This is a genomic window from Brevibacillus choshinensis, assembly GCF_016811915.1.
Classification (GTDB): Bacteria; Bacillota; Bacilli; order Brevibacillales; family Brevibacillaceae; genus Brevibacillus; species Brevibacillus choshinensis_A.
This window is the reverse complement of the sequence record NZ_CP069127.1, coordinates 987,404-1,010,189: the sequence shown is the minus strand read 5'-3', so window position 1 is coordinate 1,010,189 and position 22,786 is coordinate 987,404. Positions and strand designations below refer to the sequence as shown.

Sequence of the window (22,786 nt, the reverse complement as noted above, 5' to 3'; positions counted from 1 at the left end):
AATGGCACCCATAAAGGGCGCCGAGATTCATTGAACTTTTATAAACTTGCTAGCAAACTTTTGACGTTCTTCCTTCGTATATACAAACGGATCAACAAACTTTTTGCTCCAAAGTTCAAAGCTTCTATCAGCATTCAACTCGTTCAGATCGATTCCAAAATAGTCTGTTACTGTTTTGCGAGTCATTTCCACCGAGTACGTTTTTCCTTGAAGGGCTAATCCCATACTTACTTTTGACAAATCCGGGAATTCCCTCAAAAGCCTTACTGGTTCACTCATTAGATTTTTATTTATGGCATCTCCTGATGTCCAATACCCAAGCATTTCTTCTTTCGTTACAACACTCTTGGGGTTGGCATTCTTGTAATCTTCAAATTCTGTATCAGAAAAGTATATAACTTTGGCTTCATTTCCGATTATCTCGGCGCTCTTTACGAATGGCCCTCCTTTTATATCATGGGCATATTCGTTAAATCTCGCTTTTTCAGCCTCCGAAATAACAGGTGCTGGTACTGTATTTACAGACTCCTCTCTACCTGAATATGCTCCAGATAGCCCGGTGTAAATGGCGATTAAAACAATTGTGCTTATGATCATTGATGTTCGAGACTTGGGTTTTTGTCCTGGCCTATTCATCAAACTTGGTTTAAAAACCCCTATAATCGCTGTAATTATTAACAATATTAGTCCTACATTTAACGTCCAATATAAAAATTTCGGCATTGTTTCCCCTCCCGCCTACATTCTACCTCACCTCACTTTTTGAGTCAGTGCAAACAAATCGGGAACAAACGACAAGATTCGACTCTTCCCCAACCTTCACTCGCTCGGGAAAAGGGAGAAGGCATCCTTCTCCGATAGGATTCTCCTTCCTCTGTGTTGAATGGTAACAATTGGAAGTAGGTGAGCCAAATGGACCATACACTTCATATCAGAAAATTAAGTGATGAGCAAAAAGCCCAACTTCAATCAGAATTACTCAATGCTGGTTGGAAAATAGCCGGAACTTCTTCAGGTATCCAAGACCCAAACAACCGCACAGATACGATTGCTTCTCTAGTTCTTTCATGCCCTGAGGCAGCATCAGTCGGTTTCCCAGGTGGGTTTCATCAAATAAATACCGAAGCGTGCAGCAAATGCGGTCTACCAAAATCAGTATTTTATGATGATTTCTGAGCTTTTTGTAGGTACTCAGCATGAATTTTGCCGCAAGCTTCGGCCATTTTTTCTCCCATTTCATCCTTGAAGGGAAGTAGCCAGTCTGGAAACTCGATAAGGCTGTAGTTAAAGACGAACTTCGGTTCCACAGTATTAATCCTCCTTATAAAGTTAGGAGAAGGCTACCCTTTTGCCTTCTCCATCTCCTCTGCTTCCACAGCTTGGCACGCCATGATAAACAACTTCTGCATATATAAGTCCACCTCGTACTCTACGAGGTCTGCTGGGCGTCCTCGTCCGTTGAGGAATGCCCGACAGAGGTGACTGGATTCTCCGTCGGTTCGGATGAGTTTTTTAGGTCCTCTACGACCTCCTGCTCTGTTTTCACCTTGGCATTCACTTCATTCACCTTGTCCAGCAGTGCCTGGTAGCCTGCTTGGTTATGCTCAAATAACTTCACAGGCAAATCGTACTTGTCTTTCGCCTTGTACGCCTTCAGCAGCTCAATGTTATTCCAAGGAAAGTCGTGTTCCGTCGACTTCACAATCCGGATGTCGTTGTAGCGGAATGTGTCAAATCTCCCATTCCCATCCTCAGCCAGCTTGAATGCCTGACGACTTTCGGAGAAAGTCAATTCTCGTACTTTCCACGCGTCCCCATCGATGGTTACAGAGCCAGTCTGACGTTGCACCGGCTCCTGTGCTTTCGTAAGGTATTTCTCCAGTTTACTCATGTTCGTTCCCCCTATTCGTCGTATTCAGGCAGTTTTTCCAAGAAGTCTGGTTCCAAATTACTGCGGCCGGTAATGACATACGTTGCCCGGTCGTTCCCTTCCGCTTTGGCTTCCCACAGGGTCAGCTCTTCCGGATCCAAGGAAATTTCCGAGATACGCAGCCGCTCTACATTCCCCGTTTCTTTATCAACGGCCTCGCAAATGATGAAGGGGATGATCGGAGTCTTTCCTCTTACCAGTTGCTCGAGCGCAAAGTATTTCAGATCCGCATCAATAGATGACATGGTCAGGGTGACTTCGATGTACGTCTCATCGATCACCTTTCGTGTCCCCTTTTGCAGCCGGGGAACCTCGAGGTACGTAAATTTTTGTACGGCCTTGCCTTCCATCAACCCTTGAAACGGGTCCCCGTCTTCGTTATAGGCTTGGGCATTCTTTAGGAGTAAGTCACGTTGCGCCATGGTCTATAGCACCTCCCAATCCACATCAAAGTTCTCAATGGCATCCAATGGCTTGGCCGAAAGAAGGAAGCCCCGGCGGTCGCCTACCCCGTTTTTCTTGTCGGTAAAGGTCCATCCGGTATCAATGGCTCCTTGTTGCTCCCGGACAATCAGGTATGCTTTTACCGCACCGACAAAGACAGCTCCCCCAAGATCGTTGTTGTCTAGCTTGCCTTTGTATTTCTTCCCTGCTGCCATCAAGTCGTTCATGATTTGGTCAATGGTCATGCTGACGCGGATTTTTCCGTAGTCCTCCCGCTCATTCGGCCCGATCGTAGACAGGGTGTTGACGGCACTCTCGATGATGTACACATCACCGTCGCGAGTAGCAATCAGCGTACCGGTACTGAGCGCGTTCAGGATCTCGGTATGCCCCCAGTCCTTTGCTGCCCTTTTTAGTGGGACCACGATCGCCGTCAGGGATTGATCAGCTGGCGTTGCTGCAATCATGCCCGCCACCCAAGCGGCCCACTGCACACTGTTGTAGGTCTTGCCGTTGTTGTGTTCGCCTGCGATCGCGCTATTCACGACATAGCGTGCGTTCATGGAGACAGAACGCTCCGTATGCTTCGTCATATCCAGGTCGTCGGCTTCTTTCCCGCCAATGACCAGCGTGCTCAATTTCTTCGACAGCGTGCGGCGATCCGCGATGAATTGCTTCGCGGCTGCTTGGACTGCTGCGTCATCAGAAGGCAGGTACAGCGTGTCAAAGTCCGATCCCGAAACAGCATTGAAGATTTTCGTAAAATCGGCTGACGTCAGGGGCGCAGTTCCGGTCATGCCGCCAGTAAACTGAGCATCAGTAGCGTCGGTCACTGCATCAGTTCCCAACTTCTTGGCACGCACATAGTTGGACAGCACCGTCTTCTTCACCAGCTCGTCAGCATCTGCAAACGAGAACTTTTCAAGGACTCCCGTTTCGTCTTTAACCTGCAGCTCCTTTTTACCGGGCTCTGCCGAGGATGCTGCGATCGTCACACGGAGATTATTCCCGTATGTACCCGGATAAAGGGCTGCAATCTCGATCGCATTTGCCTGCACATACTTGGCGCTAACCTCGTTCCCATTGGTGACACGGTAGCCGAGGACAGTAGCTCCGCCTGCAGCAGCCAGCTCGACGGTGTCAACGAGTGCGAGCGTCTCTTTATAACGCTCTTCGTATCCAGCCATTTTTATAGCTGTGTTCGGACTTCCCCATTCAGACTGATACGGGACGAGTACCACACCGCTCTTTGGTTCAACACGTTCCTGCGCTTTCGCGATCAGCTCAACGGTCACGCCAGGACGTTCGCGATTAATGGACATACGTTATACACCGCCTTTATAGTTGGCCAGCCGCTTTTTAACCTCGCTCTCGGCTACCAATTCGTTTTCTTTGCAATCAAAAAGAGCGCCTGCCACTTCAAACCTCTCGGCTTTCAAGTAAGCTGCGCTCTCGATCCAATCCCTTCTGGTCCGTTTCAGATCAGCGGGATCTACTTGTGGGTCTTTGCGTGCCACTAGGACCACTCCTCTTCAAACTCAAATGTGTTGATCTTCTCTACCGGAGCCTTTGGTATGGCAACCAGATATTCAAACCGGAAGGTGATTTCCGTACGATCTTTCTTATCCGACCGGACCCGCAGCGTCGTGTTGTCGATGTTGATAAACAGCCCATCTGTTTTTCCGCGGAAGCTGTACTTTTCTCTCCGGAGTAGCTGCCGCAATGGCTCAGTGGTTATCGGCTCATATACTTCTTGGCCGCCGATCTTCTTTTTGCAATGATGCAACACGATTCCAGCGTCGGAGATGATTTTGTACGACGACAGAGTGTTGCCTCTTTCGGTTACATCTTGGGTTTGGATGAAAGCAAGAGGCGGCTTAAAATTCCCGGATAACCATACGTCCAAGCTGTCCAGGATGGCGAGATCCGGGTACGCCTCGTTTATCAGATCAATCAAGCAGGATAATTCCCGATTCATTTACCTCACCATCCTTTCAAGCTCAGCCTGCAGCAATTTCTCCAGCAGGGCCTGCATGCCGCCTTGGAAATCTTTCAAGGCGATATCGAAATACTTGCGGCCAATGAAGCTACGCGGGCGAACCATGAAGCCGCCTTTTGCCTCTCGGTCGTATATGAACTTCCCTACTCCGTTCCAATAGCCGGGAACAAAATAGGGCTTGTCGATCGTGTATCCCTCATTCAGATACTCGGCATAGGTCAGATTAGAACCGACCTCAAGCGTAAGGGAATTGCGGTCGGCATCGAACTCCCAGACGTTGTTGGGATCTCCTTGAGAGAACGAGTTCCAGAGCGTACCGGTATCAATCAGGTCTTGGCTGCCGAGTTCCTCGATGACATGATTCATCAACTCTTCCCCAAGCAGATACAAGATGCGCTCGAGTGCCTGGGGCATGTTCCGGTTGAGTTTTTCCATCCGCTTTTGGAATTCACGGAAGTCCACTACTCGGCACCTCGTTTCTCCTGAAGGGCGATCACGGATAAGAGGCGGCGGCCAGGCGTAACGTTAACGACCACAAACTCACCATGCCCCGGCATTTCCAAAACGTCATCCTTTCGGACATCCTCCCTTAGTAGAAAACCGAGTGTGGCTTTGTACTCCCACGTCACCGGGTCAGCATTCGCCGGGCGTTGCCACGCCGATTCCACGCCGCGTATACAGCCCCTTACGGTTCGGGGGGGTAATTCCACAGGGTTGATTCTATTTCGCCCATCTTGCCCCGTTTCCGTCCGTTTCAGAACGATCAGATCATTCATGCGGTGGTTCATAGGAGTATCGCCTTGACGTTACCGCCGTCACTCGCCTCTGCTGTGAAAGCCATCCACTGCCGCAGCAGGGAATCCACCAGTGCACTGCCTGTGGTGACGCTCGCCCTTTCAACGGACCATGAGTATCCCTGATCGGATTCGGTAGTTATGCCGCGCGCCTCCGCTCCGAGCGTCTCGTCATTGTCTGTCAAAGCCATTGCCTCAACCAGACGGAAGTGTGCCACTTCAAGACGACTATCGTCCTCCACAAACTGGCGAGAAGTGAATAGTTCAATCCGAATCTTGGCCTCGCTTATGAGATAGGAAAGCCGCTCAGGAGTCATATCCTGAACGGCCCGCGTACTACTCTGCTGCTTTACTTTCTCCGGCGTCAGCATCGGTTGCACCCTCTTCTGGTTTAGTGGTGATCGTGCCCTCGCCTTTTTTACGGGAGGCGGCTTTCTCCTCGACTACCTCGAAGTCGCCGCGCTCTTTCAGCTTCTTCAGCACTTTGTCGTCTTTCACTTCAACAGGTTTCTCCTTCTCAAAACGATACCCAAAGGCTTGCAGAGAAGCATTTTCCCCCGTGAATCTAACGATCATTAAAACTCAACCCCTTCAACGTAGGCTACCGCTGCCGGTTCCTCGAAGATCGGGTCAAAGTCGGAGTGGATTGCGTAGAAGCGTTTGTCAGCGTAAATCGCTTCTTTACCTTCCGTAGTCTTCCGGATCTGCATGGCATAAGTGTGTACCATGACAAAGTTCGGCTGGTACGTGAACAAGATTGCTCCTTCAGGCATGTGTGCGACCTCTTCCACATCATAGGAGTTAATCTTCTTCACTCCGCCAGTAATCTGCAGCTGTACAGAAGCCGAGTTATCCATTTCGGCCAGCTTCTGGAGTCGTTTGGAATACGTGTTCGGATGCATGAAGTATTTGAACGTTCCACCTGTGCGTTGACGAGTCGGGATAGCACGTTCCAGCTCAAAAAGGATACCTGTTTTCTCAGCAGCAGTAATGGTTGCCCAATCGATGTAGTTGCCTGTTGTCTGAGCCAGCTTCAACCATCCGTCATTGATCTTCAAGAAGTCATAATCCGGATCAGTATTCAACGTAGCAATGTCACCGTTAAAGCCCAGATCCTGCATGTTATCGCCATAGTTCAATGTCATATGGCGAAGGATAACCTCCTCAGCATTTTGCCCGCGAACACGCTGGGTTTGGCGAATGAATTCCTCTGTAATTTCAAATGGCAGCACAACAGGAGTAACCGAGTAAGGAACTTGTGGAAATGTTGGTTTCTTTGTGTTGGTTGCTTCTGTATCCTCCATTTTCGAACGCAAGTTTCGTCCCGTTACACCTATCTTATCGATTGTGCCTTGCGCGGACGTACGGGTTTCGTGACGGATTCCTTTAAGGAAACCTGTAGAATCATACGCCATGTCCATGAACTTTTCGACTTGTTTGAAGTTAAGAGCCGAAGAGTCGCTCGCAGTTGTCGTCGCTGCTTTGCTAATGATTTGTCCGTTTGTTCTCATGTCCTTATTCCTCCTTACAACAGTCCATCAAAAGAACTGTCGTCCTCATTTTTTTGAATCGGGTCACCAGCTGGCGGCTGCTGGCTAGAGCCACGCGCATTTTTGATCAGCTGCACTTCTTGTCCCAGCGTCTCCATCTGCTTGGTAATGGGTTCTAGTGCTTTTGCAAGAGCGTCTGTCAACGTGGCGCTTGCTGGATCCGTTTGTTGGTCATCGTGAGCCTCTCCTCCGTCTGCCTTTTTCAGGTCTGCTACTTCAGATTGAAGGGTGGTCAATTGTTTAGTAATAGGCGACATGGCCGCTTCTACTGCTTTTTGGATGTCCTCTGCTTTCACGTCATCTTCCTCCTTGTCTTCCACCTCAGCCAGAAGGTCTGCAATGGTGGTATGGGCTTGTTTCAATTTGTCGAGGCGAGCAGCTGAAATCTTTTTGCCTGCCTTGGCTATCTGCTCAGGGGGTTTTCCGAGCGCCTTAGCGATGTCCTTGGCACCAAGAACGTCCTGCAAGATGTCTGCAAACTCCTGAATAGCTTCTTTCGCTTTTTCGGGATCGCTTTCGAATTCGTAACGATCCGTTTGCCAGTTATATCGTTTGATCGTGGATTCAAAGGCACTCCAAGCGTTCCAGAAGTCGCTGTTCTTCTTGTTGCGCTCGTACTTGTCTTTTACGTCACCTTTGACGATACGAGTCAGTGCCTTGGCGATCGTATGCAAAAGCCCCTTCTCCACCGTTTCATCGTCGGCTTCTGAAGAGGCTTCCTCAATCTTCTCGCGTTTCCCCACTCCCCACATGGAGAAGCCGGTAATCTCGCCTTTTTCTATTTGTTCCCAAGTATCGTCATCGGTGACCTTAACGCCAGCTACCCAGGAGCCCTTTTTAATCTCCTGATCGCCCAGATCCATGTCGACTGGAGCGATGTACGATTCCACCACATACCCCTTGTCGGCATCCAGATCATGCTGCTTATCGATGTTGTATGTGTTTTGGCGCTCCATGAAACCGTGGGCAGCCTTCTCGATTTCGTCTGCAGTCATGGTATCGCCGTGGGCGTCCGTTTCATCTGGCTCGTACACAAGGCCGTAAACGATTTGCTTGGCTTTGTCTGCTTTAGCAATTCGGATATCCTTTTGCAGTGCCTCCTTGCCTTCTTCTTTGATGATGGCAAATGGTTTTCCGTTGGCGCCCTTATCGACGAGGGAAATATGTGTGATCCTTGCGTCTTTCAGTGCGTACTTCTTACCCAATTTCTTCACCTCCTTTCGCTTTAGAAAACAGCCTGCATAGAACAACGACATTGCACGATTTGTTTTGCGCTTCCTGCGGGATCGCCTGGATGCATCAACTTTTCACCTCCTACCTTAAACGGCTTATCAATGTCAACTTCTTGGCCGTTTGCATCTTTGTGGTCCTTCCTCGTGCGCTTGTTGTTGGCTGCTCGCCAGCGTTTCTTCTTCACGAGGCCAGACTGCTTCCAACCCTCCAGCTTCCCGCCATTGGCAGCCGCCGTGGATAAGGTCCGGGAGATGGTAACGGCTCTGGTCATAGTGAATGGCCCCTCTTCCCCAGACGCTGCCTGCTTGCTTACTTCTTTCACAAGTGTTGCTCGTTCGGCAGGTGTCTTCCCTACTTCAATGGCACGGTGGAAAGATCGAAGCATGTGGTCAGCAGACGTTTCATTCATAGCAGGCACCAGCTGCTTTAGCCTCTTAGCAAAATCGGCCGCTGCTTTGTTTTCCTGCTCCCACGTTACGTCTGCATTAATTCCGATGGCTTCGGACTCTCCTGCGACATGGAACAAGGGCATGAACGCGTCGTAGACAGCCTGCTCGAACTTCTCTTGAAAATAATCGCCACCTTGAATCTGGACGATGACTTTCCAGAGCTCATCAGGATCAGCGGCCAACTCATCGCTCATTTCCTGAATGGCTTCATCAAGCGCCTTGCCCTGTAGTTCCAGAAGGTCTGCAATCGACTCCTCGCCTTCCTTATACAGCTTCTCTAGCAGCTGACGCTCCGCATGCGTCAAATCCAAGCTATCGAGAAAGTCATCGTCGTCCGCTTTGGCAATCAGATGCAGGCATCGATCACACATGCTGGCGTTCCCTCGTTTCACGAAGTAGCCGCTTGGCGATGGCTGCGAGTTTCTCTTCCGGCTCCGTATCCGTCGACTGACCGAGTGAAGCCTGGGATGGCATCAGCTGTATAATTGGTGTATCCAGATAGCCATCAGGATAACGGCTCTCGTCAATGACTGTCCCAAGCACTTCCTCGGCAATCGGAATCAAGTCGCGGACAATTAGAATGCCTCGGTCAGCCAGATAATCAAGCATGGCCTTCCGCTCGTCTGGGTCACTGATTTTGGGACTACGGAGGATTGCCTTTACTCGGTACACAGAGATAGCAGGCAGCAGTCGTTTGTTGAAGATCTCATCCATGATCCACTTTCGATACGGCTGGAATACCTGTTCCTCTACAATCCTGCGGGCATTATCACTGGTAGCTCGATTGTAGTCGTCTGACTCGCCAGTGAGGATTGGCGGGACCCGGAATGCTGAACGGGTTTCTTTTCGTTTTTCCCGGTTGTACTCAATAAAAAGAGCATCCTGCTGGAGCAAGTCATTCAGCTTGTCCAACTTGATGCTCGTCTTTTCCTTTTCATCACCAAGCATCCCTTTGTCGTATCCCTGCACTTCGAGATAGAGGATGCCTCCCTGTGACTTCTTTCCCTTCGCTCCCTTTAGAGCTTCGATCGACTGTGGCGCTAATTCACCATTCATCACTGTCAAAATCATTGCCAGCATTCGACCGTTGTCAAAGTAATCGAAGTTGAGCTCCTCGGCCTTCCTTGATCCCACAATCCCAGGCGAGTTACCGGACCATCGAGGCTCTCCGTATGTCCCATTTCCAAGCTGTAGGTGTATGACTTCATTCCCTTCGCCAGGCGCCCCGAATTCACGGAACCACGTAATATTCGTTCCTCGCTTTTGGGCGTACCTTCTGACCCACTTGCTCTGTGTAAACTCTTCTATCCTGCCCTGTACCAGTCTCTTATACTTCATATCGACTAGTTCGAGTGGCGCTGTACAACGCATGTATTCAGGGGGAATTCGATAAACAGCTGGCAGACCACCGCCCCAAGCCACTTCAACATAGGCGTTTCCGCAGTGTTCAAGGTCTTCAATCAGTTGCCCCAGCAATTGCTCGATAGACTCCTCCAGATTGGCCGTCTGCATAAAACGATCCGCAATGTCCCACTCTACCTTTGCAGTTTTATCGCTCTCGCCCGGCATGTATTCCAACGTATAACCAAAGCCAGTTACGTTTGTTTTATATGCCTCCACACACTGAGGGATAATATTGCTTTGTTTAACCACCTGAACACAAGCCAAAGGGTCTAACGTTGGTCGTATCAGCTTGTGTTCGTCATAGTCTTGCTCGAATTGATCAGTAACTAGCTGTTTGCTCCCACCTGTCCCTTGTGACTTTCCAATGGGATACCAACCTGTTGCGTTCGACATCAGATCCATCCGCCTCTCCCATCACGTCGTCTTTCTTCGCGTGCAGCTGCTTTGCGTATCAGGTGCCAGATTGTAAACAAGGCATATCGCAGTGCATCCAGTGCGTGGTCGTTTTCTTTGATCACGTCATCCTCTCCCCTTGCCTGTGCTTTTGGATCCCAGAGATAGGAGAAGAACTCACGAATCAGATTGACACAGGACCGATGCACAAAAAGACGGCCTTCATGCCCGCCAAGTAGTTGCTGGACTAATTGAATGCCGTCAATCCGGTCGTTGCTTGCCCCTTTGATATTCGTGAGCCCACGTTTTTTCAATTCAATGATAAGCGCAGCTGCAGATGGATCAAGAAATATGTACTGCGGCTTATCGCTTCCAAGGAACCGAATAAATTCATCCACGTACTGGGCCACTGTCTTTTGTCTTGCCTGGACCTCTTCTTCACTCTGACCCTTCTTCTGACCAGCTCCATAGTAATACTCCCGGATGACGTAAAAGTCATTCCCTTTTTGCCCGATCAGCAGGAATGCTGTCGGATTATTCATACCGTAGTCGCCGCCGACAATCAGACGGTCGAACGATTCCGGTAGCTCATCAATGACATGGACCTCTTCGTCAAACATGTCATATACGATGCCAGCGGCCATTACCCAAAGGCCGAGAATGAAGCGTTTATAGAAAACGCCACTAAACATGCGCTTGAAGCGCTCTTTGATTTTTTGCGACAGCGTCAAGTTGTCGTCCATCGTAAAGTGAAGGCGCAGAATCTTCTTCTCCTCCGCCTTGTCGATGTACTCCAACTTGAACCAGTGGTAGGGACCAGCCGGGTTACAGTTCATGAAGATTTTTGACCCATCTACGGAGCAGCGACCAACCATTTGGTCAACAAAAGACTGCGGGAACAGCGCGACCTCGTCCGCATATGCTCCGGCTGCCGTCAAACCCTGCAAGACGTCCTGACTCACTTCGTTACTGGCCCCGAAACAGTAATACACGTTGGAGCCGATGGAAATGTAATGCTCCGACCTGTGATAGAAATACGGAATGCCCTTTGCATTCAGGATCTGGAACATCGGTTGAAGAACGTTCCGCTTAAGCGCCCCCATTGATTTCCCAGCGATGATGAAGGTTTGGTTCTGGAACGCCGAAAGGGACCACATGAGGAAGCTATCGATCATAGAGATGGTCTTTCCAGACCGGATAGAACCATCCGCAATCACCATATCGTAATCCTGAAAAGGACTCTTATTCGTCCACCAGGTCAACAGCTTCTTTTGCTTGAGGGAAAAAGGCTTGAACTGAAATTTTGCTCCGCCCTTTTTCATTCTTCATCGCCCCAAGCTTCCTCAGCAACTGTGCCCAACGCCTCCAGGTAATGCTGAATGTTGACCGTCTCAGGGTTGATACCACTCATCAGCTTATGCTTCATCTCGACTGCCCGGAGTTTCTTGTCTGTCACTCGTGTGAGGGCATCCTGCAGGTGAAGAATGTCATCAATTGCCCTGTACTCTGTTTCCTCCAGCTCTGCAATGACCAGCTCCTCGCGGGAAACAGAGATCGTCTTTGTCTGGCCGGTCTTGTCGTCGTGAACAGGTACCGCTTCCTTAATGGCCTGTCTCTTTTGCAGCACCCGTCGTTGCTTCTCGGTCAATCCGCTTTCGAGCGCGGCAATTTTAAGCATGATCTCCCTTTCACGCCAAGCGTAGAGCGTGATCGACTGATTCACTTGCTCCAAAGGCTCAAGATTGACCCGCGCAACCACGTCCTGCTGCTCAGGAGACAGCGCGTCCATCCAGATGGTTTGATACTCTCCTGTCCTGACAGCGTTGGTATTCCGTCTGGGTGCCCCGCCACCAGCATTCCCCACAGCGTTCTTGTTCCCCTTCGGAGCACCGTGCCCAGCAGCGTTTTTGTTGCCTTTTGGTGCTCCTGTCTTTTTGGTAACGTTACTTTTGCCATTGGTAACGTTACTATTGAGCTTGGTATCCCATTTGTCCTGGTTTTTCCACTTTCGGACTTGTGAATCACTAACCCCGAGCTGCTCGGCAATCTGCTTGAGCAGAATGGTCCCGCCGGTCTCCAGGTACATCTTTTCAGCAAGTTCGCGATTTGGACTTCTTGCTCGTGCCATTACATATCACCCACCCCCGGTTATTTGTGTTCGTTTCCCAAAGACTCGGTTTATGAATCAGACGGAAACACTATTACCTGGATGTATTAAGGAACAGTGAGTCAAAACTAAAATGTGTAAGAAAAATGCCCCGAAAGTTCTCTTTTCGGGGCATTACTTTATAATAGGTGTTAAATTATGGATTACGGAGGGACATATGAGCTCAGATCCATCTGTCAGCATCTCATTTCTCGCAGGGTTACTTTCGTTTTTTTCCCCATGTTCACTCCCTTTATATCCATCGTTTTTGTCTTACATAACAGGAATAACTGTAGACGAGGTTAAGAAGGGAAAAGTTATATTTCAAAGCAAGCCCCTCCTACATACTCTTTTTTTTATGCTTGGTTTCTCCTCTATTTTTGTAGCATTAGGTTTATCAACGTCTTTTATAGGTGAGCTCTTTTCTAGCAACAAAGAGTTAATTCGTCAGCTAGGCGGAATACTTCTGTTCGTCATCGGTCTTACTATGTTAAATTTCTTCAAATTTGACTGGTTACAGAAAACATGGAGTGTAAACTTGAAAAATCGGCCAATCGGCTATCTTGGATCCATGGTGGTTGGAGTTACTTATGCTGCTGCTTGGACTCCTTGTGTAGGTCCACTGTTATCAAGCATCATCGTATTAGGAATATCCAATCCATCCGACGCTTTTCTTTATACCGTTACTTACACCTTTGGTTTTTCCATACCGTTTTTTATCATGACATTTTTTGTAGGCAAAATAAGCTGGATCACTAAATACGCCAGCACTTTCATGAAAATTGGCGGAATCATTATTTGTCTGTTTGCCATTTTGCTTTACTTCGATAAATTAACCTTACTGCTCCAATTTCTTCCTCAAACTAGCTGGCTGTAGGCATTTTTGAAGTAGCGCCTATTTAAGACGCTCTAAATTCCTCCTGCTTATTTAATAGGCTGGTCCCCATACCACCCCAAATCGGCAAGGAATTAAAGGATTGTTTTCGTACCACGCATTAGGGGTGTTTTGTAAATTCAATGGAGAGAATGACCAAATGGAGGGTGATTCTTGTGAAATGGATTATCTTGTGCATATGCCTGTTAGGTGGCGTTCTTGCCATCCCCGTGGAGATCGACGCAACCTCACCTCAGCTCGTACACCAACACATGCTGCTCGAAGACGCTTTAATTGCATCTCTTTCCCCACAAATTCAAGAAGCGATTACAAAACATTTTGGTACCCTCAAGCAATACTGGTGCGTCAAAATTCTGCAGATAGAAAAACAACAGCCAGGAAGTTATCTATTCGAAGTGTCGTTACAGTTTGAAACCTTTGAAGGACCACACAATCCGCCTAAACACCTATTTACGGTAAAGATAAAAAACGATGCTGGAGGATGGTATTTGAAAGATGTAACGGTAAGAGAGTTGTCTCCTGATGATCATGTGAATTGTAGGCACCCTGTATAGGTACTATCAAATTTCGTCCTTCTGCAGCTCTATGTCCAGCTCGATCAGCTTCTTCAGGTCATCAACCGTTTTGATTTCAATGTGGCCAGACTGGAAGTCCTTCACCCATTTACCTATGGCTGCTTTTACGACTTTACGGTACTGCTCCTTGGACTCAAGGATGCCCTCCATGATACCAACTTCGTGCTGAAGGAGCAGATCATCTGTACCGGATAGGGAACAACCGTTTGTGTTTTTCATTGTGACACCCTCGGCTTTCCTGTAAAATGGAAAACGAGATAGCGAGTGATGATGACAACTGCGGCCGCAGGTTTCGCTATCTCAGCCGGGGTGACCCGGATGCTTGGGGGGACGTTAGCGCGTCCTCCTATATCTTATAAGGAGAGGAAAGATATCCATGGGCATATTAATCGGAATAGGTATTTATGCTTTTGCTGCGTTTATTGCATATTTAGTCATTAAAACTGCTGTAAAACACGGTATTGATGAATCAAATAGAGCCTACGAAATTCAAAAACTCCAAAAAGAAATTCTTGAAGAGTTGAAAAAGCAAAATACATAGAATTAAATGTATTAGACTGCTTCTGGTTGAGTGTTGACCAGAAGCGGCTCGATGCCTGTCATGTGTTTAAAGCGCCTTTTGATCACATCACAGAATTTTGGATCCAGCTCCATGGTTCTGCAACTGCGTCTCATCTGCTCGCAGGTCATGAGTGTGGAGCCACTGCCGCCGAAAAGATCCACAACGATATCGTCCTTTTGGCTACTGTTACCGATCGGGATCGCCAGTAGCTCAAGAGGTTTCTGGGTTGGGTGAACATACTTGCTGACGTCACCACGCGAGACCTCCCAGACTGTTTCGGGTACTTGCTCCTCGTCAGGAAGCCCTGATCGCCAGACAGTCGTTTGTTTGCGATCGCCATACCATGCAGGGGCTTGTCCTTTCAAATGCGCATAAAAGACAGGCTCGTGCTTGTATTTGTACTGAGCAAACCCGAAAGTGGCTGCATTCTTTACCCAGACACATTGGGTACGGACCACAATGCCTGCTTCGTTCATTTTGGTTTCAAACTCACGTTGATAGCTGGATGGATGGAAAACATAAATAGCTGCTTTATTATCCATGTGGGTCGAATAGTTCCGGAATACATGCCCAAGAAACTCCTCGAATTGCTCCATGGGCATGTCATCATTCATGATGCTCTCCCTGCCGTCAGCAGCCAGTTCCGCAGATTCGCTTTTGAATGCCACGTTATACGGAGGGTCAGTGACAACCAGTGAAGCCTTATCCCCGTCCATGAGCAATTTCACGTCCTGCTGACTGGTTGAATCACCACACATCAGCAGATGCTTCCCAAGACGCCAGATATCTCCCTGTTTGGTCTCAGGCTCGCGGATCTCATCCAACGCCCGCTGCACGTCGAAATCATCATCAACGACTGGATCCTCCACTTGAATGTCCATGTATTCACTGAGCAGTTCCGTGACTTCCTCATCGTCAAAACCAGAAAGTGAGATGTCCAGGTCACTTTCCTGCAGATCAGCCAGTACCTGGGCCAGCTTCTCTTCATCCCAAGCCCCACTGATTTTGTTCAGCGCCAGATTGAGCGCTTTTTCTCGGGTGTCATCCAGATTAACGACTGAGACCTCAACCTCTGCAGCATGCTGTTCGTAGGTGAGGATTTTGAACCGCTGATGTCCACCAACGAGGTTTCCGGTACGCTCATTCCAAACAAGAGGCTCAACGTAACCAAACTCTTCCAGGGACCTTTTCAGCTTTTCGTATTCGGGATCACCAGGTTGCAAATCAATCCGTGGATTATACTCAGCAGCCTTGATCATTGAGACGGGTATTTTCCGTATATCCATGCTGTTCAGCTCCTTCGTGGCAATAAAGTAAGAATAAAGAATATTGCCATCCCCAAAATCGGTGTAGTGCTTGCTACTGTGGGGCTGTCGGCACTTTTTTTAGTGTTACAAAACGACTACTATTTAGGTGGAAAAGTATACGTTTTGTATCACTACCAATAATGGCTATAACGCTTAGAGGCTCAAGGTTTTGGAGGTTGTTACCTTCTGGCGACCCCCTAATCCGAATTCGGATCCTCCCCTGCCTCCGATATCTCCCTCCTGAAAAGCTGCAGGAGGGCTGCTTCTGCTGACTTGCCGTTGAGCGAGTACAGGGGATTGATCGCCAATGCTGACCGCCCTTCCATATCGGTACGGCGTAAGACATGCAGCTCAATGAATGTATTCACGATCTTGCGTGCTGTTAGATAGGAGCAATTTGCGATCCGGGCAAGTTCTTTAACCGTAAGCGGTATGCCCTTCTGTCCTCGTTCGTTATCACCTTCCAGTAGGTTTGTTCCCTCACTGGCATACGGCGCTATTTTCAACAAAAAACCAGCCTCAGCGAGTGACAGCTTCCTGAGCCGTCGCTTTGCCTTTTGGCTGGCTTTGATTTTCACGAATTTGACGCTGCGGCCTGCTGGCCGAAATACCTTCACGATTTCATCGGGGCGTCGGAGAATTTGTTCCTCGTAGAACACCTCACCCGTCCCGGTGTCAACGAACTGCCGCACTACATATCACCCACCTCCATGAAAAAAAGCACCGCTTGGGTGCTTATCTATGGTTAATCATTCCATGTCTTATTCGTTCTTCTTCTAGAATTTTGGAGATATTCTTTTGCTCTAGAAAGAAAGCACGAATATCCTTTTCACTTACTTTTTTCTTATCCACTAATTTGATGAACAGCTTATAGAATAACAAATAGTCCATGTACGGATACTCTGTTATTGTTCCGCCGCCTTTTTGTTTTGCAGTTTCAATCATCCGATTATTTTGGTATTCCCATTCCTTATACGCACATTCAAATACGATACTATAGAGTGCTTTTTTGCGTTCGTTGGTTTTCGTGATGATTGCAACTACAATTTGTCCAATCAGAGCGATAATTGCAGCAGTGATGACACCTAATAACGTAATCGTTTCTTTATCGAATTGCAAAAATATCCCCCCTATTGCTTTATTTTGTATCACTTAGAGGGAGATTGTCTATCCCCACTTCCTTCGGCAGGGGCCTCCGCCGCGAGCCAATCCTTATACCTACTGCGGTCACAGGTTATAGGAGGTAGCGCAGCCGGTCAATTCTGCACTCATTTGTCAGGATCGGCGTATTCAATCATGAGAGGTACTGGACAAGGGACAAGGGGCGAGGGGTCGGAGCCGTAGGTCTCGCATTTAATCCCCTGTCCGGTATATCTCAACAGAGAAATTCGCGATTTTCTTAAACTCCGAGAGGGGTTCCCAAGCTTGAAAACCGCATGCAGTACATAGCAATGAAAAGAAATTTGCTTTGTTCCCTGCTACGATCGTCGCAAGACTAGCGCGTTCAGACTCAGAATGCCCCCCTCTCGTAAGGCAACATTCGTCATCATCCATAGAGTCGCTCAGGTACGCCATTGATAAGGGATAGACGGTATCTCCCAAGAGCTTGTGTGGCTTGCTCTTGACTCAAGATTACCGATTCGCGTTGGTAAAAACGTCCAGCAAAATATCCTTGATTTTGTCCGGGTTTTATCCCGTATTTTGTCGGGATTTTGTCGACGGTTTTTTGCATAAAAAAGGCACTCAGATCATACCGAGTGCCCTGGCGATTTGTGCGATCGCGTCTTTTTTTCTCTCGTAATACTGGTCTTTCGTAAGATTGAGCTCTATATACACTGTGATGTCTTTTACCCTGGATGTGCTTAAATATTTCTCTTCGATGATCCGACGCTCTATCTCATCCAAAGAGTATTGTAATGCCCGTTCAATCTGTTTAGCCTTCAGCTCGTTTATCGTCTCTGTTTGCTGGAGCCGTGGAAACAGTTGACCAATGCCCTTCTCTTTTAGTTCCTGTTTGTTTTGTACAGCAACACGGAGGGCTTTGTATTCTTTCAGTTCCTTCACAACTGCCTTTCTGACTTCTGTCTCATTAACTGGTTGCAGAAATGACATTTGCTCTTGTACCTGTGCGCTCATCTTTCATTCCCCCTCGCGGAAAGCCCGTGGTATAATTTTCTTGGCGAAGAAAACGTTTGGGCTCCCGGCTGGGGGCTTTCTTTTTTGAGAAAGGTGGAAAAATTATGTGGATCTTGTTGGTTCCGATTTTCCTTCTCATAACTGTAATCATTATCGGGTTTATCGCCCTCCTGAGGTGGGCTGTAACAAAATCAAGGATTGCTTTTTACACTTGGGTTGTTTGTGCAATTTTGTCAGCGGTTATGCTAATCATTGGCTACACGAATTAATAAGTTTAGAAAAGCTAGTGATTGGGTACCAATATTATTTGGTACTCTGATGTTTTTTCATCCTGTGTTCTAATGTAAGCTAGTATTGATACCTGCTGCGAAAATGGTGATTACCATGGAAAAGATAATCGTTTACATATTGTTATTTCTTGTAGTTTTGTTTTTGCTTGGCTTCTTTGTTCTATATCTTGCCTTTAAGCAGTTCCCTTTTAGTGGTTGAACAACTGAACCAAATGACCTTTGTGTTTAGAATAGTTGATACATAACTTTCCTCAATCAATCCCAGTAATTTTGTGGTACCCTTACTACCGATGACTGTCACATAAACAGATATAAAAATGTCAAGGGTAGTACGTGAATATACAATTGGCAGTCTTCCTGACCATAGATGTTGATCATCTGTGGTCTTTTCTGATTTGGAAATACTTACGATTTAAAATTAATGAGCTTTTGGAATTCAAATTAACGTATCACCCCCTAACGACCTATGCCAAATTACCTATAAATGTTATAATTTGGGTTAATTTGGAGTAGATGAGGTCAAGTGATGAATACCGAAAAAGAACTATTAATCGAACAAATTGAGATCATACGAGCTGAACTTAACACTATGGCAAAAGATTATAATTTGACGGATTCTATTGTGATCTCATTAAGCCAACAGCTAGATACCTTGCTTAATCGTTACTATAGATTGACTTAGATCCTCAATTACCGTTTTCTTAAGCAACCCAATGATAGACAAGAACTCCTAGCCCCACTGTAGCTGCAACCCCAATTATGACAATGGCCCAAATAAGAATGACTGCTCCGTTCACACCTGCAGAGTACATAATTCATCGTCATCCTAGTCTTTTTTTGTCCCAACTCCTCGTGGCATAATGACCACAAAGGAGTTGGGTACATTGGATAAATCGTTCTACTACTCTGTCGCTTGGTCAGAGATTAGCTACCTGAAGGAAGCTCTTACTGCGATGGAGATTCCGTATGCAATCGAACAGCCAACCGAACGACTGCAGCTGGCTGAAGGTGAAGTTGCCTTGGTCTTCCCTGATCTACCTGTCAGGGTCTACAACCATGTACGCGAGCTACTAGGCGACCACGGTCAACGTTATCCCGATTAAGCTTCCTACCTCGCATTCCACGGCGGCACTGCACCGCCAACCTTCCAATTGTTTACTTTCGGATTAATGATCGACTGTTTGATGTGTTCATTGACCTTTCTGGTGATAAATCCACGTTTCCAGGGATGGCCTGGTTTCGGTTTTACGGCAGTCATATGATCCACCTCTCTTGGGGAGAGGAACAGCATTACGCTGCCCCCGGCTCCTCCCCGTTTTGCTTCGCCATATGTTCCGCTACGAGCTTCTTGTATTTCGACCACGCTGCTTGCAGCTTGGTGGAAGAGATATTGATGGATGCAGCAATTTTGATCCAAGTCTCTCCGCTACGACGGCGGGAGAGCAATGCGGGGAAGTCATATGTGATATCCTCGAACACTGGAGCTAGTCCGCTCAGAATGAAGTTTTCTACTGCATCCTTATCGATGGTGCCTTCTGCCTCTGGGGTCACCAACCCGTTCTCACCACTGTCCATATCTCCAGATTCATCCGACGTTTCTCCAAATACAGGCAGGGAATCGTCTTCCTCCTCGCTCGCGTCATCAAAGATGGCAAATTCGTCGCTATCAGACTCACCCTTTTCAGCAGATGCTGCCGGTTCCTGATCATTGTCCGTAGCTGGTACGTCTTCTTGTGCGACCGGTTTCTCTTCGTTGTCCTTGGCTGCCTTTGGCTTATCCTTGCCCTTTCTCCACTCGTCCCATTTCAGAGCCATCGGAGCGACGCGGCTCCGGTACTGGTCAACAAGATCCACGATCTTACCGCTCGACATTTCAAGTTCAGAAGCAATTTTCATGTAGGTCTCACCCGCCAGCTTCCGAGAAATGATGCTTTGGAAGTCATAGGGCAAATCATCGAATCGCGGAGCCAATCCCTCGCGGATGAAATCATCGATGACGGTACGTTCTGCCTCTTCTTGTTCCTCTTTTGTCGGGATCTTCTCTTTCGGCAGACCCAATTCCGCTTCAAGCTGTTCACCCTCTGGTTTCACTTCATGAACAATTCCAGTGTCATCCACCTTGTATCCAATCACTGGCTTATTGGTTTGGGTGTTAATCGCAACGTTATAGTTAACAACCAGCGAATCCAGGGTCGCTTCCGCTCTGCGATCGATCATGCTGCTCAGCGGATCAATCTTGCCCTGCAGGTCGCTAATACTCGTTTCCAAAACAATCTCCACGATACCCTTTGGTTTCAGGTTTACTTTCTTCACCAGCGGTTTAAATTCCATGTAGCTCATCTTCCACACTCTCCCTTAGTTTTAAATGTCGAGTACCATCTGATTTTTAGATGGTTTGTTTGTTCGTGTTGGCTTGTCCTTCTTAATCAGACCGCCAACAATCGGCTCTATTTCGATTCGCGGGTTTACCCGGTCAATCTGAAAATCCTGATATTGAATCAATGCCTGGCTATCGTTTTCATAGAGAATGCCTTCCAGTGCATCCGCCCAGGCTTTGTCGGTGTTATGGCAATCCTTGTCTTTACCGTCATTCCAAAATATCCAGGTACGCAGAATGACTTTCCTATCGTCAATCAGCATCCAATCGTTATCCATTGCCCAATCAACAGCAACTTCTGCAACCCTATCTTTGTACTGTTGTCCCCATTTCCCGAGAGTTGGGCGATTCTGAACGATCGTGTAGAGGTGATTCCAAGTAGGGACGACCCAGATATTCTCCATCTGCTTTGTCGTTTTGTTTCGGCGTCTCTTTTCCATCAGCAGAGGGATGACCATTCGAGGCTTAACCATGCTGCTCACTTCCTATGCTGATCGCCCTGACCGCTGTTCCATCTCAAGTCGACCTAACAGGTCGTGCATTTCGGTGGTGGAGACGTCATTCAAGGGCTTCCCGCCGACCTGCTGGACTCCAAATTGTTTCTGCAGCTTGTCCATTACTGCTTGTCTGAGTAATTTCATTTCTTCTCTCCCTCTCGTTTCACCATGTATACAAACTGGCTATCTTTACGGTCTGCCTTGTAATCCGGGTATCTGGCTGCGTAGGCGGCCCACCACGCTTTCATAGCAGCTGCTCGTTCGGCTTGATCAGCTATCTCTAACAATCGCGCCGGGATTGGTACTTTAACGGGTATTTCACCTGTCACTTGGGTCCACCCCTTATGAGCTCCAAGGCAATTCATCATCGTCCTCTTGCGGCGGCACAGCTTGGTTCGTTTCAAATCTCATTTCAGGCTGCATTGCAAGGTTCACGAACTTGTTGTACTCCTTCAAAAAAGCCAGCTCGACTGTACCGGTGGGGCCGTTCCGTTGCTTCGCAATATTGACTTCCACGATGTTTTTCTGTTCGGATTCCTTGTTGTAGTAATCATCGCGATACAAGAAAGCAACAATGTCCGCGTCCTGCTCGATGGAACCCGACTCGCGAATGTCCGATAACATCGGACGTTTATCCTGGCGCTGCTCTACACCACGGCTCAGCTGTGACAGTGCGATCACGGGAACCTGAAGTTCTCGAGCCAAATTCTTTAACGCTTTGGATATCTCAGACACCTGTTCCTGACGATTGGCTTTGGACTTGGATTGGATCAGCTGCAGGTAGTCAATCAAGATCAGGCCAAGACCCTTCTGCTTTTTCAATTTCCTGCATTTTGCTCGAATTTCATGAATCGTGATGCCGGGAGTATCGTCGATGTAAATCGGTGCATTCCCCAATAGCCCAATCGCTTTCGTGAGCTTCTCCCAATCCTCTTCCTCCAAACCTCCAACTCGCAGCTTTTGTGCATCGATCATCCCTTCCGCACATAGCATCCGTTGGACCAATTGGCTTGCAGCCATCTCAAGTGAGAAAACAGCCACTGTCTCCCCAGCATGTGCAACGTTCTGTGCCACATTCAGTGAGAATGCTGTCTTCCCTACGGAGGGACGAGCAGCCAGAATGATAAGGTCGGATTTTTGGAAGCCCCCTGTTAATCGGTCCAGATCCCGGTATCCGGATGGAACGCCTGTGATGTCAGTCTGTTGGGTACTAAGCTGATAAATCTTGTCGTAGGTTTCGACCAGGACATCTCTAATCGGGGTAAAGTCATTGCCGCCATTCCCACGCTCGTTTAGTTCTGAAAAGCGCTGTTCGGCTGTTGCAATGAGCTCCTGTGATGACTCCGCATCATACCCGTCCGTTGCTATCTTTGTAGCTGCCTGAATGATTCTTCGCAGCCCACTTTTCTCCAGGACAATCTTTGAGTAGTATTCGATGTTTGCAGCTGTTGGCACGGCACTTGATAGCTCTGTCAGGTATGTAACGCCGCCCACTTCGTCCAATAGCTTTCTGTCCTGTAACTCTGCCGTCACGGTTACGAGGTCGACTGGCTCTCCTTTGTCGTAGAGATCAACCATGGCAGCAAAGATACGTTGGTGCGCGGTCTTATAAAAATCATCTGGTTGCAATATCTCGCTTGCCGTTTCAAGTGCATCCTTGGCGAGAAAGATGGCACCGAGCACAGACTGCTCAGCATCTATGTTTTGTGGTGGTAGTCTCTCCTCGAACAAAGTCTCACCCTCGATCTCATACGTCCTTCTGAATGGCCCGTATAGCGTTTTATTACTTCGACCCTATTCCTTAT

At 47.9% G+C, this 22,786-nt stretch carries 34 protein-coding genes; 6 read left to right on the top strand and 28 right to left on the bottom strand.

Going from position 1 to position 22,786, the window contains the following annotated elements; translation table 11 throughout:
- Positions 1 to 27: 27 nt before the first annotated feature.
- Positions 28 to 723: a hypothetical protein gene (locus tag JNE38_RS05475; protein WP_203355602.1), complete on the bottom strand. Its 696-nt coding sequence runs from the start codon at positions 721 to 723 to the stop codon at positions 28 to 30.
- Positions 724 to 912: 189 nt separating this feature from the next.
- Here JNE38_RS05475 and JNE38_RS05470 point away from each other — a divergent pair, with 189 nt between their 5' ends.
- Entirely contained in the window at positions 913 to 1,176 is a 264-nt protein-coding gene (locus JNE38_RS05470) for a hypothetical protein (protein WP_203355601.1), read from the top strand.
- On the opposite strand, the gene JNE38_RS05465 is transcribed toward JNE38_RS05470, so the two are convergent.
- From JNE38_RS05465 to terS, 16 genes are all read right to left on the bottom strand, one after another.
- A complete protein-coding gene (locus tag JNE38_RS05465) occupies positions 1,161 to 1,307 on the bottom strand; it encodes a hypothetical protein (RefSeq protein WP_203355600.1) in 147 nt (48 codons plus the stop codon). The two genes, JNE38_RS05470 and JNE38_RS05465, sit on opposite strands and share 16 nt — an antisense overlap.
- A gap of 122 nt (positions 1,308 to 1,429) precedes the next feature.
- Positions 1,430 to 1,891 (bottom strand): hypothetical protein, encoded by a 462-nt coding sequence (locus JNE38_RS05460; protein WP_203355599.1) that lies wholly within the window; start codon positions 1,889 to 1,891, stop codon positions 1,430 to 1,432.
- 11 nt (positions 1,892 to 1,902) lie between these two features.
- Positions 1,903 to 2,352, bottom strand: coding sequence for a hypothetical protein (locus JNE38_RS05455; protein ID WP_203355598.1), 450 nt, complete (start codon positions 2,350 to 2,352; stop codon positions 1,903 to 1,905).
- A gap of 3 nt (positions 2,353 to 2,355) precedes the next feature.
- Positions 2,356 to 3,696 (bottom strand): phage tail sheath subtilisin-like domain-containing protein, encoded by a 1,341-nt coding sequence (locus tag JNE38_RS05450; RefSeq protein ID WP_203355597.1) that lies wholly within the window; start codon positions 3,694 to 3,696, stop codon positions 2,356 to 2,358.
- A 3-nt stretch (positions 3,697 to 3,699) separates the two neighbouring features.
- Positions 3,700 to 3,891 (bottom strand): hypothetical protein, encoded by a 192-nt coding sequence (locus JNE38_RS05445; RefSeq protein ID WP_203355596.1) that lies wholly within the window; start codon positions 3,889 to 3,891, stop codon positions 3,700 to 3,702.
- The gene (locus JNE38_RS05440) at positions 3,891 to 4,352 is read right to left on the bottom strand and encodes a hypothetical protein (protein ID WP_203355595.1); all 462 of its coding nucleotides are present in this window, start codon (positions 4,350 to 4,352) and stop codon (positions 3,891 to 3,893) included. Before JNE38_RS05440 ends, JNE38_RS05445 begins: the two co-directional genes overlap by 1 nt.
- Positions 4,353 to 4,835 carry an HK97 gp10 family phage protein gene (locus JNE38_RS05435; protein WP_238933567.1) on the bottom strand — a complete coding sequence of 161 codons (483 nt, stop codon included), beginning with the start codon at positions 4,833 to 4,835 and terminating at the stop codon, positions 4,353 to 4,355. It lies immediately after the preceding gene.
- Positions 4,835 to 5,161, bottom strand: coding sequence for a hypothetical protein (locus JNE38_RS05430; protein WP_203355594.1), 327 nt, complete (start codon positions 5,159 to 5,161; stop codon positions 4,835 to 4,837). Before JNE38_RS05430 ends, JNE38_RS05435 begins: the two co-directional genes overlap by 1 nt.
- Positions 5,158 to 5,538 carry a head-tail connector protein gene (locus tag JNE38_RS05425; RefSeq protein WP_203355593.1) on the bottom strand — a complete coding sequence of 127 codons (381 nt, stop codon included), beginning with the start codon at positions 5,536 to 5,538 and terminating at the stop codon, positions 5,158 to 5,160. Before JNE38_RS05425 ends, JNE38_RS05430 begins: the two co-directional genes overlap by 4 nt.
- Complete coding sequence (locus JNE38_RS05420) at positions 5,504 to 5,743, bottom strand: hypothetical protein (RefSeq protein ID WP_203355592.1); 240 nt, start codon at positions 5,741 to 5,743, stop codon at positions 5,504 to 5,506. Before JNE38_RS05420 ends, JNE38_RS05425 begins: the two co-directional genes overlap by 35 nt.
- On the bottom strand, positions 5,743 to 6,678 hold the full coding sequence (locus tag JNE38_RS05415) for a phage major capsid protein (protein WP_203355591.1): 936 nt from the start codon (positions 6,676 to 6,678) through the stop codon (positions 5,743 to 5,745). The genes JNE38_RS05420 and JNE38_RS05415 overlap by 1 nt, the downstream gene beginning before the upstream one ends.
- 14 nt (positions 6,679 to 6,692) lie before the next feature.
- Positions 6,693 to 7,922, bottom strand: a complete 1,230-nt coding sequence (locus tag JNE38_RS05410; protein ID WP_238933566.1) for an XkdF-like putative serine protease domain-containing protein — start codon at positions 7,920 to 7,922, stop codon at positions 6,693 to 6,695.
- A gap of 20 nt (positions 7,923 to 7,942) precedes the next feature.
- The gene (locus JNE38_RS05405; protein ID WP_203355589.1) at positions 7,943 to 8,770 is read right to left on the bottom strand and encodes a phage minor head protein; all 828 of its coding nucleotides are present in this window, start codon (positions 8,768 to 8,770) and stop codon (positions 7,943 to 7,945) included.
- Positions 8,763 to 10,205, bottom strand: a complete 1,443-nt coding sequence (locus JNE38_RS05400; protein WP_238933565.1) for a phage portal protein — start codon at positions 10,203 to 10,205, stop codon at positions 8,763 to 8,765. The genes JNE38_RS05405 and JNE38_RS05400 overlap by 8 nt, the downstream gene beginning before the upstream one ends.
- Positions 10,196 to 11,518 (bottom strand): PBSX family phage terminase large subunit, encoded by a 1,323-nt coding sequence (locus JNE38_RS05395; RefSeq protein ID WP_203355588.1) that lies wholly within the window; start codon positions 11,516 to 11,518, stop codon positions 10,196 to 10,198. Before JNE38_RS05395 ends, JNE38_RS05400 begins: the two co-directional genes overlap by 10 nt.
- Complete coding sequence (terS, locus tag JNE38_RS05390) at positions 11,515 to 12,324, bottom strand: phage terminase small subunit (RefSeq protein WP_203355587.1); 810 nt, start codon at positions 12,322 to 12,324, stop codon at positions 11,515 to 11,517. Before terS ends, JNE38_RS05395 begins: the two co-directional genes overlap by 4 nt.
- A 196-nt stretch (positions 12,325 to 12,520) precedes the next feature.
- Here terS and JNE38_RS05385 point away from each other — a divergent pair, with 196 nt between their 5' ends.
- Together JNE38_RS05385 and JNE38_RS05380 are read left to right on the top strand one after the other, a co-directional pair.
- On the top strand, positions 12,521 to 13,219 hold the full coding sequence (locus JNE38_RS05385; protein WP_203355586.1) for a cytochrome c biogenesis CcdA family protein: 699 nt from the start codon (positions 12,521 to 12,523) through the stop codon (positions 13,217 to 13,219).
- A gap of 173 nt (positions 13,220 to 13,392) precedes the next feature.
- A complete protein-coding gene (locus JNE38_RS05380) occupies positions 13,393 to 13,791 on the top strand; it encodes a DUF3888 domain-containing protein (protein ID WP_203355585.1) in 399 nt (132 codons plus the stop codon).
- Between the two features lie 6 nt (positions 13,792 to 13,797).
- Here JNE38_RS05380 and JNE38_RS05375 read toward each other — a convergent pair whose 3' ends face one another.
- Positions 13,798 to 14,031, bottom strand: coding sequence for a hypothetical protein (locus JNE38_RS05375; protein WP_203355584.1), 234 nt, complete (start codon positions 14,029 to 14,031; stop codon positions 13,798 to 13,800).
- A 157-nt stretch (positions 14,032 to 14,188) separates the two neighbouring features.
- Here JNE38_RS05375 and JNE38_RS05370 point away from each other — a divergent pair, with 157 nt between their 5' ends.
- The gene (locus tag JNE38_RS05370) at positions 14,189 to 14,353 is read left to right on the top strand and encodes a hypothetical protein (RefSeq protein WP_203355583.1); all 165 of its coding nucleotides are present in this window, start codon (positions 14,189 to 14,191) and stop codon (positions 14,351 to 14,353) included.
- Positions 14,354 to 14,364: 11 nt separating this feature from the next.
- On the opposite strand, the gene JNE38_RS05365 is transcribed toward JNE38_RS05370, so the two are convergent.
- The 4 genes from JNE38_RS05365 to JNE38_RS05350 all read right to left on the bottom strand — a co-directional run bounded on the left by JNE38_RS05365 (position 14,365) and on the right by JNE38_RS05350 (position 17,817).
- Positions 14,365 to 15,660 carry a site-specific DNA-methyltransferase gene (locus JNE38_RS05365; RefSeq protein WP_203355582.1) on the bottom strand — a complete coding sequence of 432 codons (1,296 nt, stop codon included), beginning with the start codon at positions 15,658 to 15,660 and terminating at the stop codon, positions 14,365 to 14,367.
- Between the two features lie 218 nt (positions 15,661 to 15,878).
- Positions 15,879 to 16,373, bottom strand: a complete 495-nt coding sequence (locus tag JNE38_RS05360; RefSeq protein WP_203355581.1) for a hypothetical protein — start codon at positions 16,371 to 16,373, stop codon at positions 15,879 to 15,881.
- A 43-nt stretch (positions 16,374 to 16,416) separates the two neighbouring features.
- A complete protein-coding gene (locus JNE38_RS05355; protein WP_203355580.1) occupies positions 16,417 to 16,800 on the bottom strand; it encodes a hypothetical protein in 384 nt (127 codons plus the stop codon).
- Between the two features lie 624 nt (positions 16,801 to 17,424).
- Positions 17,425 to 17,817, bottom strand: a complete 393-nt coding sequence (locus tag JNE38_RS05350) for an ArpU family phage packaging/lysis transcriptional regulator (protein ID WP_122922040.1) — start codon at positions 17,815 to 17,817, stop codon at positions 17,425 to 17,427.
- 816 nt (positions 17,818 to 18,633) lie between these two features.
- Here JNE38_RS05350 and JNE38_RS30915 point away from each other — a divergent pair.
- Entirely contained in the window at positions 18,634 to 18,789 is a 156-nt protein-coding gene (locus JNE38_RS30915; RefSeq protein ID WP_203355579.1) for an aspartyl-phosphate phosphatase Spo0E family protein, read from the top strand.
- 202 nt (positions 18,790 to 18,991) lie between these two features.
- Positions 18,992 to 19,210 carry a hypothetical protein gene (locus JNE38_RS05340; RefSeq protein WP_203355578.1) on the top strand — a complete coding sequence of 73 codons (219 nt, stop codon included), beginning with the start codon at positions 18,992 to 18,994 and terminating at the stop codon, positions 19,208 to 19,210.
- Positions 19,211 to 19,215: 5 nt separating this feature from the next.
- Here JNE38_RS05340 and JNE38_RS05335 read toward each other — a convergent pair whose 3' ends face one another.
- Genes JNE38_RS05335 through dnaB form a run of 6 tightly spaced genes read right to left on the bottom strand, consistent with a single transcriptional unit; the run spans position 19,216 to position 22,712 of the window.
- Positions 19,216 to 19,365, bottom strand: a complete 150-nt coding sequence (locus JNE38_RS05335) for a hypothetical protein (protein ID WP_203355577.1) — start codon at positions 19,363 to 19,365, stop codon at positions 19,216 to 19,218.
- Between the two features lie 32 nt (positions 19,366 to 19,397).
- The gene (locus JNE38_RS30525) at positions 19,398 to 20,447 is read right to left on the bottom strand and encodes a hypothetical protein (RefSeq protein WP_238933564.1); all 1,050 of its coding nucleotides are present in this window, start codon (positions 20,445 to 20,447) and stop codon (positions 19,398 to 19,400) included.
- Between the two features lie 21 nt (positions 20,448 to 20,468).
- A complete protein-coding gene (locus JNE38_RS05325) occupies positions 20,469 to 20,957 on the bottom strand; it encodes a RusA family crossover junction endodeoxyribonuclease (RefSeq protein ID WP_203355576.1) in 489 nt (162 codons plus the stop codon).
- A 12-nt stretch (positions 20,958 to 20,969) separates the two neighbouring features.
- Positions 20,970 to 21,125 carry a hypothetical protein gene (locus JNE38_RS05320; RefSeq protein WP_203355575.1) on the bottom strand — a complete coding sequence of 52 codons (156 nt, stop codon included), beginning with the start codon at positions 21,123 to 21,125 and terminating at the stop codon, positions 20,970 to 20,972.
- Positions 21,122 to 21,310, bottom strand: a complete 189-nt coding sequence (locus JNE38_RS05315; protein ID WP_203355574.1) for a hypothetical protein — start codon at positions 21,308 to 21,310, stop codon at positions 21,122 to 21,124. The genes JNE38_RS05320 and JNE38_RS05315 overlap by 4 nt, the downstream gene beginning before the upstream one ends.
- Positions 21,311 to 21,323: 13 nt before the next feature.
- Positions 21,324 to 22,712: a replicative DNA helicase gene (gene dnaB / locus JNE38_RS05310; protein ID WP_203355573.1), complete on the bottom strand. Its 1,389-nt coding sequence runs from the start codon at positions 22,710 to 22,712 to the stop codon at positions 21,324 to 21,326.
- Positions 22,713 to 22,786 lie beyond the last annotated feature (74 nt).